The sequence below is a fragment of the Calditerricola satsumensis genome (assembly GCF_014646935.1).
Classification (GTDB): Bacteria; Bacillota; Bacilli; order Calditerricolales; family Calditerricolaceae; genus Calditerricola; species Calditerricola satsumensis.
Window position 1 is genome coordinate 1 of record NZ_BMOF01000066.1, and the last position, 10296, is coordinate 10296.

The 10296-nt window shown below is 65.3% G+C and carries 9 protein-coding genes; 2 read left to right on the top strand and 7 right to left on the bottom strand.

The genetic code is table 11. The annotated features are described in order from the left end of the window. The first annotated feature begins 128 nt into the window (after positions 1-128). Positions 129-1304, top strand: a complete 1176-nt coding sequence (locus IEX61_RS11285; RefSeq protein WP_188818120.1) for a cysteine desulfurase family protein — start codon at positions 129-131, stop codon at positions 1302-1304. Between the two features lie 55 nt (positions 1305-1359). Here the strand turns inward: IEX61_RS11285 and asd are convergent, their stop codons facing one another. Further along, complete coding sequence (gene asd, locus IEX61_RS11290; protein ID WP_188818132.1) at positions 1360-2187, bottom strand: archaetidylserine decarboxylase; 828 nt, start codon at positions 2185-2187, stop codon at positions 1360-1362. Between the two features lie 204 nt (positions 2188-2391). On the opposite strand from asd, the gene IEX61_RS12660 reads away from it, so the two are divergent. After that, entirely contained in the window at positions 2392-2526 is a 135-nt protein-coding gene (locus IEX61_RS12660) for a hypothetical protein (RefSeq protein WP_256205599.1), read from the top strand. 53 nt (positions 2527-2579) lie between these two features. On the opposite strand, the gene IEX61_RS11295 is transcribed toward IEX61_RS12660, so the two are convergent. From IEX61_RS11295 to IEX61_RS11320, 6 genes are all read right to left on the bottom strand, one after another. Next, complete coding sequence (locus tag IEX61_RS11295; protein ID WP_188818122.1) at positions 2580-3860, bottom strand: HD domain-containing protein; 1281 nt, start codon at positions 3858-3860, stop codon at positions 2580-2582. A 146-nt stretch (positions 3861-4006) separates the two neighbouring features. After that, entirely contained in the window at positions 4007-4708 is a 702-nt protein-coding gene (gene queC / locus IEX61_RS11300) for a 7-cyano-7-deazaguanine synthase QueC (RefSeq protein WP_188818124.1), read from the bottom strand. Positions 4709-4787: 79 nt separating this feature from the next. Next, positions 4788-5543, bottom strand: coding sequence for a 7-carboxy-7-deazaguanine synthase QueE (locus tag IEX61_RS11305; protein ID WP_083463029.1), 756 nt, complete (start codon positions 5541-5543; stop codon positions 4788-4790). A 2-nt stretch (positions 5544-5545) separates the two neighbouring features. Next, entirely contained in the window at positions 5546-6010 is a 465-nt protein-coding gene (gene queD, locus IEX61_RS11310) for a 6-carboxytetrahydropterin synthase QueD (RefSeq protein WP_188818126.1), read from the bottom strand. Next, on the bottom strand, positions 5973-7976 hold the full coding sequence (locus IEX61_RS11315; RefSeq protein ID WP_188818128.1) for a tetratricopeptide repeat protein: 2004 nt from the start codon (positions 7974-7976) through the stop codon (positions 5973-5975). The genes queD and IEX61_RS11315 overlap by 38 nt, the downstream gene beginning before the upstream one ends. 114 nt (positions 7977-8090) lie before the next feature. Beyond that, positions 8091-10013, bottom strand: a complete 1923-nt coding sequence (locus IEX61_RS11320) for a tetratricopeptide repeat protein (RefSeq protein WP_188818130.1) — start codon at positions 10011-10013, stop codon at positions 8091-8093. Positions 10014-10296 lie beyond the last annotated feature (283 nt).

Consider the following 10296-nt stretch of genomic DNA (forward strand, 5'->3'; position numbering starts at 1 on the left):
CCCTTGGCTCGCTGACCGCCTTTTTCCTTCTTGGCATCCACACTTTTTAGCGTAGAGCCGACAGGTGTAAACTTAAAGTGAAGCGCAATTCGCGACGCGGCTACAAGTTCGGAAAGGAGGCGCGATCCGTGGACATAACCCGCTATTTTGACCATGCGGCGACGACGCCCCTCCGCCCCGAAGTGCTCGCGGCGATGGCCCCCTTCTGGGCGGACACCTTCGGCAACCCCAGCAGCCTGCACGGCTTCGGGCTGCGGGCCAAGGAAGCCCTGGAACAGGCCCGCGCCGTCATCGCCCGCGCCATCGGCGCCCGTCCCCACGAGCTGATCTTCACCGGCAGCGGCACAGAGGCGAACAACCTCGCCGTGCTCGGCGGCGCGCGCCGCATGCGCCGCCTGGGCAAAGGCGACCACGTCGTCATCAGCGCGGTGGAACATCCGTCGGTGCGCGAGGCGGCAAAAGCGTTGGAAGCGGAAGGCTTTCGCGTCACACAGGTGCCCGTCGACGCCTATGGTCGCGTCGACCCCGAGGACGTGCGATGCGCCCTCACCCCGAAAACGGTGCTCGTGAGCGTCATGCATGCCAACAACGTTGTCGGCACGATTCAGCCGATCGCCGAAATCGCCGCCGTCGTCCGCCCGACGCCGGCCCTGTTTCACTGCGACGCCGCACAAAGTTTCGGGAAGATCCCGGTCGACGTGAACGCCCTGGGCGTCGACCTCCTCACCCTGAACGCCCACAAGCTCGGCGGGCCCAAAGGCGTCGCCGCCCTGTACGTGCGCAAGGGCGTGCGCCTCGATCCCCTTTTCCACGGCGGCAAGCAGGAGCGGGCGATGCGCCCGGCGACGCAAAACGTGCCCGGCATCGTCGGCTTCGCCAAAGCCGTCGAGCTGGCCCTGGCCGAGCAGGAGGCCGAGCGCCGGCGCCTCGCCGCCCTCCGCCAGCGGCTCATCGCGCGCCTGGCCGACGCCATCCCCGGCTTTCACGTCAACGGCCACCCCACCGAATGCCTGCCGACGCACCTCAACATCCGCATCGACCGGATCGAGGGCCAGGCCCTCATGCTCGAGCTCGACCGCCTCGGCTTCGCTACGTCGAGCGGGTCGGCGTGCAGCGCCGCCGACCACGAGCCCTCCTACGTCCTCCTGGCCATGGGGCAATCGCGGGAGGCGGCGCTGGAGAGCCTCCGCATCACCCTGGGGCGAACGACGACCGAAGAAAGCGTCGACGCGCTGGCCGACGCCCTCATCGCCGTCGCCCGCGCGTGGCGGCAGGCGGCCAACGTTCCGTTCGGCGGGGATTAACGGAGACACGAACCGGGTCTCCAAAAAAAGAAACGCCCCGCTGCCGCGCAGGGCCTCACATGCCGGTGACGCGACCGATCGGCTCGCCCATGCGCACCGCCTGGCCCGGGCACAGGTCATCGCGCAGGCGAACCGTCCCCCTGGGAAAGAGTACAATCACCGTCGACCCGAAGGTGAAGTACCCCAGCTCTTCCCCTTTTTCCGCATAATGCGGCACCTCGAGAACGCGGCACGTCAGCTTCCCGCGGCGGACGTTCGTGCGCACCGTCTCGTCGTACGTGACGCAGACGCTCCCGACCATCGTGGCCCCCACCTTGACGACAGCCACCTCGCCCCAGTCCGTCCGGATGTACGTGATGAGGCGCTCGTTCTTGGCAAACAGCCCGTCGACGCAGCGCACGCCAAAGGGGTTGACCGGAAAGAGCGTGCCCGGCACGTAGCAGTATTCGGTGATCCAGCCGCTCACCGGCATGTGAATTCGGTGGTAGTCGCGCGGGCTTAAGTAGAGCGTCACGAAGGCGCCGCCTTCGTACGCGGCGGCCTTCTCGGCGGACCCGAGCAGCTCGCGTACGCGGTAGGTCACGCCCTTGGCCTGCAGCAGCGTCCCCTCGGCGATGCTGCCGGCTTGCGACACCCGCCCGTCGACCGGGCTGACCACGACGTCCTTGCCGGGCGCCACCGGCCGCGCGCCGGGTTTGAGGCGGCGGGTGAAGAAGTCGGCCAGGCTCTCATATGCCTCCAGCGGCCGTTCCGCCTCGTCCACGTTGACGCCATACGTCCGCGCAAAGCGAGGAATCAGCACGCGGCTCATCGGGGAGGCGGCCAGGTAACCGGCCAGGCGGGAGACGCTGCGTTTCGGAACGGCGCGCAAGCACCACAGCATGACGCGATCTTTTGCAACAAGCTTACGACGACCCATCGGCAACCTCCATCGCCGCATTTCCGGTAACGCCATCGCGATCGTTTCCCACACAACAGCCTTACTGTACCACGGAACACGCGCGCCCATCAATTGCGGGGACAACCGGTGGATTTTTTCGCGGGGCCTGTTTTATACTGGAGTGGAGAGCGGACAGGAGGGATATCCATGGCGGAACAGAACAAGCGGCAAACGATCGAGAACGAAGATCTCGTCTATTCGCTCCGCGGCTTCACCATCTGGTTCAGCTTCTTCATGGGCCTGGCCGTCCTCTTCACCATCCTTGAGCTGCTGCTCAAGTGAAGGCGGCCGTCGCCGGGGGAACGGGGTCCTGCACGCCCGTTCCCCCGTTTTTCTTATTCCCCCCGCGCGACCCAGCGGGCAACCGCGTCGCGCACGGCCGGGATGTCGTCGGGATAATACAGCTTGTGAATGGGCTTGGCCTGCTGGCGTAAGGCGTGGACGATGTCAGACAGCTCGACGATGTCCACCGGCTGACCGCCGACCAGCACCCGCACCCCGGAAAAGTCGCCGAACAGCTTGTTGTCGCGGCGAACCACGGCGAGATAGGCGTCGGGATCCAGCCCTTCCCGCGCAAGGGCGTCCTTGATCTCCTCCACCGCTTCCTCGCCCGGGAAGTCCACGTACTGAAACAGCCGGCGGTGGAGAAAGCGGCTGGAGAGGTCCACCAGCACGGGATCGGCTTCGTGTTGCCACTCGTGGAAGGCGGCCATCAGCACCGTCTCGTCGAGGGCGATGTATTCGGAAACGGTGAGCTCGCGGTTGGGGGCGTCGCTGCGGAAGAACGGCACCAACGCGCGCGGGACAAAGGAAAGCCGCCCCTCTCGGTAGAGCCGGCGCGCGCGGCGCAAGATTTTCTCCAAGAGCACATCGGAGCCGATCGTGTTCGGGTGCAGGTACACCTGGGTGAACATGAAGTAGCGAGCCACAAGGTACTGCTCGACGGTGTGGATGCCGCTGGGACGCAGGACGATGGTCGTAGGAACATCCCCCTCGTCCTCCCAGTGCGGCTCCATGATGCGAAACATGCGCTCCAGCTCAAAGCGCCCGTACGTCACGCCCGTGCTGACGGCGTCGCGGAGAAGGTAATCCATCCGATCGACGTCCAACTGGCTGGCAATCAGCTGACGAATGAGCGGGTACCGCACGGGCTGCGTTTTGTCGTAGACGCGCGCCACCTCATCCGGCAGGCTGGGGTCCAATTCCGCGAGAATGGCCGCGATTTCCTCGTCTTCGCGGATGATGCGCTGCGTCCACTCTTCATGGCGGCTGCCGATGGCCTTTTCAAAGGCGTGGGAAAAGGGGCCATGCCCGATGTCATGAAGGAGCGCCGCGGCGTATGCGACGGCCACGAAGTCGTCCGGCTGATCGGACCAAAACCGGCTCAGGTAGTTCAGCAGCTTGCGCATCACTTCATACGCCCCGAGCGAATGGGCAAACCGGGTGTGCACCGCGCCGTGAAACGTCAGGTCGGAGGTGCCCATCTGCTTGATGCGCCGCAGCCGCTGAAAGGCGCGCGTGTTGATCAGGTCCCACACAAACTGTTTGCGGACGTGGATGTAGTCGTGAACGGGATCCTTAAACACCTTCTCCTCGGGCAAAAGGGAAAGCTTCACGCGCTTCCCTCCTTTTCGGCCTGCGCGCCGTTCCGGATCGCCGAAGCGGCAACGCGAGGGTGGGCATTTTTTGTCTTTTCGAACGATTTTACGGGCGCTTCGGCATCCTGGCGATGCCGAAGCGCAAAGCCCGCCGCCTTTCTCCCCTAGCGCGCCGAATCGGGCCACGCGATGGGGACGGCGTACGGGATGGGATCGCGCGCCCCCGCTTCCTGGAACCCCTTGATACGCAGCCGACAGCTGTCGCACACGCCGCAGGCCACGTCGCCGCCCTGGTAGCACGATGTGGTGAGGTGGTACGGGACGCCCAGCTTTATTCCGGTGCGGATGATTTCGGCTTTGCTCATGTGGAGGAGCGGCGTGTGGATGGCGATGGGTCGCCCCTCGACGCCCGCCTTCGTTCCGCGGCGAATCGCCTCCTGCATCGCCTCGATGAAGGCCGGACGGCAGTCGGGGTACCCGCTGTAATCGAGGGCGTTGACGCCGATAAAGATGGCCTCCGCCTCCTTCACCTCGGCATAGGCCGCGGCGAGGGCCAAAAAGAGGAGGTTCCGCGCCGGCACATAGGTAACCGGGATCTCGTCGGAAAGGCCGTGCGTCGGCACGGGAATGCTCGGATCGGTCAGCGCGCTGCCGCCGATGGCGCGCAAAAAGTCAAGGCGGGCGATGCGGTGCTCGCGGGCGCGGTAATGCTCGGCCACCCGCTTGGCCGCCTCGATCTCGATGCGGTGGCGCTGGCCGTAGTCGAAGGTCAGGGCGTACAGCGCGTAGCCTTCGGCGGCGGCGATGCCCATGCACGTCGTCGAATCCAGCCCGCCGCTCAAGATGACGACCGCTCGCTTTTCCATGTCGCACGCTCCTTTCTTGGGGGAGGCCCCTCGCGGCCCACAGGGCGCGATGCCCCATGCCCCGGCGCTCGCCGCCGGCCTACACCCCTCGCGCCTGCGGATCCCAAATCACTTTGTGCAGTTGGAGGTTCAGCTTGACCTCGGCCAGCCCGTGGGCCAGGATCAGCTCGACCAGCCGGCGCGGGGGCATGGTGTCCCATACCGGACTGAAGAGCACCTGTCCCCGGGGGCGGTAGGTGTTCAGCACCTCGACGGCACGGCGAAAGTCGTCCTCGTCGGCAATGACAAACTTCAGCTCGTCCTGCGGCCGCAGCCGGCTCAGGTTGTCCGTCACCATCGCCGCCTCCTCCCCTGAGGCAGGCAGCTTGTAGTCGACGATGTACCGCACCTTTTCGCTCGGAACGGCTGCGAGAAAGGGGGCGATCGCAACGGCGCCGCTCGTCTCCACGTGCACGTCCACCACATGGGGCAAGGAGGCCAGCGCGGCGAGGAGCATGGCCGATTTTTCGGCGTACATCAGAGGCTCCCCGCCCGTCACGCACACGTGCCGCCACGGAAAGCGCCCGACCTCCTCCCGAATCTCGGCCACGGAGAGGACGCGCTGGGGTTTGTCCGGCGGGTAGCTGTACGGCGTGTCGCACCACGTGCAGCGGAGCGGGCAGCCGAACAGGCGCACGAACACGGTCGGAAACCCGGCGCGCGTTCCCTCGCCTTCCACCGTTTCAAACAGCTCCACAAGGGGAAGGCGCGCCTGCTGCCACGCCGCCGGGTCGCGCACACGGGCCGATACCGCCCACGCGTCGCCCGTGATGGAGGGCCGGGAGTGTGCCGGCATCCTCACGTCGCCTCCATCCATTCCCGCTTGACGGCCGCGTAGCTCGTTGGCGTTTCCCACAGGACAATCTCCTCGACACGCAGGCCCGGGGTCCCCTCGCGCGCCAGGGCCTTTTCCAGCTCCTCAAACATCCACACGACCATGTTTTCGGCGGTGGTGTTCATCGGCGGCAGGACCGCATTGAGGTACTGGTGGTCGAGCCGGTCGACAATCGTTTCCTTGACGATGCGCTTCAAGTCGGCAAAATCGATCACCAGCCCCCGGTCATCCGGGTACCCGCTCACGGCGACGCGCAGGCGGTAGGTGTGCCCGTGAAGAATGGCGCATTTTCCCTCATAGCAATGGAGGTGATGTGCGCTGTCGAAGGTGAATTCCTTGGCCACGAGCACGCGCTTCTGGTGGTAGCGCAGCTGCTCGCGCGTGATGTCCTTACCCAGCGTTTGCAGTGTCGTCGGAAGGTTGCGCATGCGCGGCATCACTCCTCTGGTTCCGGCCTTCACCCGACGTGTTTCGGCCCCTGCCAAACAAGCGGAAGACGGAGGCGGGCAGGGCGTGGCGGACGAGCGTCCACACCTCGCGCCACGTCAGGGGCTCGTCCCAGCCCTTCTCCTTGGCGCGCGCAAAGGCCTGCTGCGCCTCCGCCCAGCGGCCTCGGCGCAAGGCAAGGACGCCGCGCAACAGCCACACGTTTCCGTCGTCGTTCCCCGGCTCCGGCACCGCCTCGAGCAGCTGCGCCGCCCCCTCGACGTCACCGTCGCGCAGGCACAGCCGCGCCAAACGCAGGCGCGCCGGCAAGAACGCCGCATCGGCCTCGAGGGCCGCCGCGTAGGCCGCTTTGGCCTCGTCACGATAGCCCAGGGCCTCGAGGACGTCGCCGTAACGGGCCCACGCCGACGCGTCACCGGATTCCACGGCCAGGTAACGCTCGTAGGCCTCCCGCGCTTCCGCAAGGCGCCCCATGCGCGCCAAGACCATCGCTTTGTTGTTCCACATCGCCGTCCAGCCCTTCTCGCGCTGGAGGCAAGCGTCGCAGACGGCCAAGGCGCGTTCCAGTTCACCGGCTTGGAAATAGCACCAGCCAAGCCGGCTCCAGGATTCGTGGTCGTCCTCATCCTGCTCGACGACGCGCGCATACCACTCGGCCGCTTCCCGATAGCGCCCCATTTTCTCGTAGGCGTACCCCTTGTTGTGCAGCGGCGTCGTCTCCTCGGGGCGCAAGCGGTGGGCCTCGTCAAAGGCCGCCAGCGCCTCCTCATAGTGCCCCGTCTCGCCGCAGGCGATGCCAAACTGGATCCACGCATCGTAGTCGTCGGGCGCGAGGGTCAGATAGGTCCGCCACATCCGCCGCGCCTCGTGCCACTCTTCGCGCTCCGTGAGCAGGCTGGCGGTGCGGAAGAGGATCTTGGGATCCTGCGGATCGAGAGCCAGGGCTTTCCGGTATGCCTCGAGGGCCTCGTCGTGACGGCCCAGCTGTTCCAAGGCGTAGCCGCGATTGTAGTGGCCCAAGGCGTACGAGACATCCAAGTGGATGGCCTGGTCAAACGCGCCCAGCGCCTCCTCGTACCGCCCCTGGTCGAGGAGGAGGGTGCCGTAGTTGTTCCAGTAGCGCTCCTGGGCCGGTTCCCGCCGCAAGGCCTCCTTGAAGGCCTTCTCCGCCGCCTCCCAATCGCCCAGGTCGGTGAGGCACAGGGCGTACCAGTTCCACGCCTCGGCGTTGTCCCCCTCGAGGGACACCCAGCGGCGCGCCAGCGGAAGGGCCTTGGCCGCCTTCCCCATCGACGCCAGCAAGCGGACGCAGCCTTCGAGCGCCTCGGGGTTTTCGGGATTCCGATTGCGCACCTGTTCGTAGCACGCCAGGGCGCGCTCCAGATCGCCCAGGCGCTCCCAGATGTCGCCCAGGTTGAGCAGGGCGCCCTCATCGTTGGGGCGCAGGGCGAGCACCTTCTCGTAGGCCTCTTTCGCCTCCTCGAGGCGCTCGTCGTTGGCCAGGGTCACGCCCTTGCTGTACCAGATGTCCGGATTGTCCGGTTCCAGGCTGAGCGCCTCCTCATAGGCCTGGTACGCCTCGTCAAATCGGTCGAGCATTTCCAGGCAGATGGCCCGCAGCTGCCACCACTCGGCGTTGCCCTTGTCCAGGGCCAGCGCCTCGTCGACCGCGGCCAGCGCGGCCTCGTAGCGTTCCAACGCCGCCAGGCAATCGGCCAGCCGATACCACGCCACCGCGTCGCGCGGGTTGATTTCCACGACGCGGCGGAACGCGTTCACCGCTTCCTCGTAGTCTTCGAGGTAGCGGTGGGCCATGCCTTTGAAGAACCACGCTTCGGCCATGTCGGGGTGCAGGCGAACGAGGTAATCGTACTCCTCGACCGCCCGTTCATAGTCTTCCGCATTGTAATAGCGATGGGCCATGGACAGCCGTTTTTCCAGATCCATGACCAATCACCCCTCTCCCCCAGCAAAAGGAACGAGCACCGACACGGGTGCTCGTTACCACCTGCTCATCAGATTGAGTATACCACATTGCCGGGCTTTCATGCCACACGCGTTTTAGCGATTGGCCGCGTCGTCGCGGTCCCGCTGGCGCAGGGCGTTGAGGAGCCGCCAGCGGCTAACGCGCGCATCGTCATAGTCCGGATCGAGGCGCAGCGTCTCGTTGTAGGCGTAGAGCGCCTCCTCATAGCGATGCAGCGAATGGTAACAGCGGGCTAAGCTGTACCACAGCAGGGCGTCATCCTTTTTCCGGGCCAGCGCTTTTTTCAAATAGGGTACGGCTTCCGCATACCGCCCCTTTTCGGCCAAAAGGCAGCCCTTGAAGGTGAGGGCCAACGGATGGTCGGCGTCAAGGGTCAGCGCCTTGTCGAAGGCGCGCAGGGCCACGTCCACGTCGCCCGTCTCGGCATGCAGCCGTCCCAGCAACAGCCACGCTTCGACGAGGTTCGGGTTGAGGTCGAGCGCCTGGCGCAGGGCGGCGATGGCCTCGGCGCGCTCGCCGAGCCGGGCGTGGGCGTACCCCTTCAGCAGCCAGGCGGCAAAATCGCGCCGGTCGCGCTTCAGAAGGCGCGCAAAGATGCCGATCGCTTCGCGAAAGCGCTTGAGCTGATACAGCACGTAGCCGTGATGGGACAACACAAATGGATCGTCGGGCTCCCGCTTGAGCGCCTGCGCGTACGATGCGGCCGCCTCATCGTAACGCCCCATGCGCTCAAGGAGATAGGCGCGGTTCGTCCATGCATAGGTGTTGTCGGGATTGATTTCCAGGGCCTTTCCGTACGCTTCCAGGGCCCGCGGCCAATCCTCCAGCCGTTCGTACAGCTGCCCGACATTGTTCCAGGCTTGGTCATCGTCGGGGTCGTGGCGCAGCAGCTCCTCGTACGCGCGCGCCGCTTCCTCCACGCGCCCCACTGCTTCCAAGACCAGGGCCTTGTGAAAGAGGGTCCACGTGTCGGTGGGTTCAATGGCCAGGGCCTTGTCGTAGCAAGCCAGCGCGTCCTCCCACGCCCCCAGCTGCTCGAGGGCATATCCCTTGTTGCTGTAGGCCAGCGCGTACGAGGGGTTCAGGCAGAGGGCTTGGTTGAAGGCATCCATGGCCTCCCGGTATTTCCCGTCGCGGACGTACAGCCACCCGATGTTGTTCCACACCCGGTCGGACAGCGGATCAAGGGCCAAGGCCCGCTCATACGCCTTCATCGCTTCCGACGTTCGCCCCGCCTCGGCGTGGCAGATCCCGCACCAATTCCACACCGCGGCATCCTCTGGGTCGAGGGCGAGAAGGCGCTCGATGAGGGGAAGGGCTTCGGCGTACCGCCCCAAATCCACCAGCAATCCCGCTTTCAGTCGAAGGCCCACGACGTCATCCGGTTCGATGGCCAGGCCCCGGTCGTAACACGAAAGGGCCTCGTCGACGCGCCCCTCGCGCTCGTACAAATCGCCCAGGTTGATCCAGGCCTGGTAATCGTCCGGGTCCAACTCGAGCACGCGCCGGTACGCCGCGATGGCCTCCTCATACCGCTCGGCCTGGTACAACGTGACGCCTTTGCTGAACCAGATGTCCGCATTGTCGGGTTCCAGCGCCAGCGCACGCTCGTAGCTCGCCAGCGCCTCCTCATACCGCTCCAACTTTTCCAGGACGATGCCGCGCAGATGCCACCAATCGGCTTCCGTATCCTCAAGGCGCAGGGCGGTGTCGAGTCCCTTGAGCGCCTCTTCGTACCGCTCGTCAAAGTAGTCGCACTCGGCCCGTTGGAACCATGTGATGGCGTCCTGCGGATCCCGCTCGAGCAGCATGGCGAACGCGTGCCGCGCCGCCTCATACTCGCCCAATTGCTTGTAAGCCAGACCGCAGAAGTACCACGCTTCCAGACAGTCCGGCACTTCCCGCAACACCGCTTCGTACTGGCGGATGGCCAGCTCGTAGTCTTCCCGTTCGTACAGCAGGTGGGCGTTTTCCAGCCGTTTTTCCCATCCCTTCACGCGTCCCCACTCCCTTCCCACGAGCTGCTCCGCACCACACGCGCAACACCGTCGTCCGGTTGGGTACCTGTATTGTACCAAAAAGCGTCCCCCGTTGCACGAAATGCCGGCGGCCCCCCGATGCCGTTTCCAATCCTATTGGAATATTTGAATGTTTCACGAGAAACAGCGCCAGCCGCGCGTTTTCGACATCCGATTCGCAAGCGCGAGGCGGCTCTACCTGCGTGTCAACTCACATAAAAACCTAACCGAAGTGAAGCCGGTCACTCACGAGAAAATCTAA

Bases quoted from the DNA above. Each gene is read 5' to 3' on its own strand.
- queD (WP_188818126.1), bottom strand. From the start codon at position 6,010: ATGCGCAACCTTCCGACGACACTGCAAACGCTGGGTAAGGACATCACG.
- IEX61_RS11305 (WP_083463029.1), bottom strand. From the start codon at position 5,543: ATGCCGGCACACTCCCGGCCCTCCATCACGGGCGACGCGTGGGCGGTA.
- queC (WP_188818124.1), bottom strand. From the start codon at position 4,708: ATGGAAAAGCGAGCGGTCGTCATCTTGAGCGGCGGGCTGGATTCGACG.
- asd (WP_188818132.1), bottom strand. From the start codon at position 2,187: ATGCTGTGGTGCTTGCGCGCCGTTCCGAAACGCAGCGTCTCCCGCCTG.
- IEX61_RS12660 (WP_256205599.1), top strand. From the start codon at position 2,392: ATGGCGGAACAGAACAAGCGGCAAACGATCGAGAACGAAGATCTCGTC.
- IEX61_RS11315 (WP_188818128.1), bottom strand. From the start codon at position 7,976: ATGGATCTGGAAAAACGGCTGTCCATGGCCCATCGCTATTACAATGCG.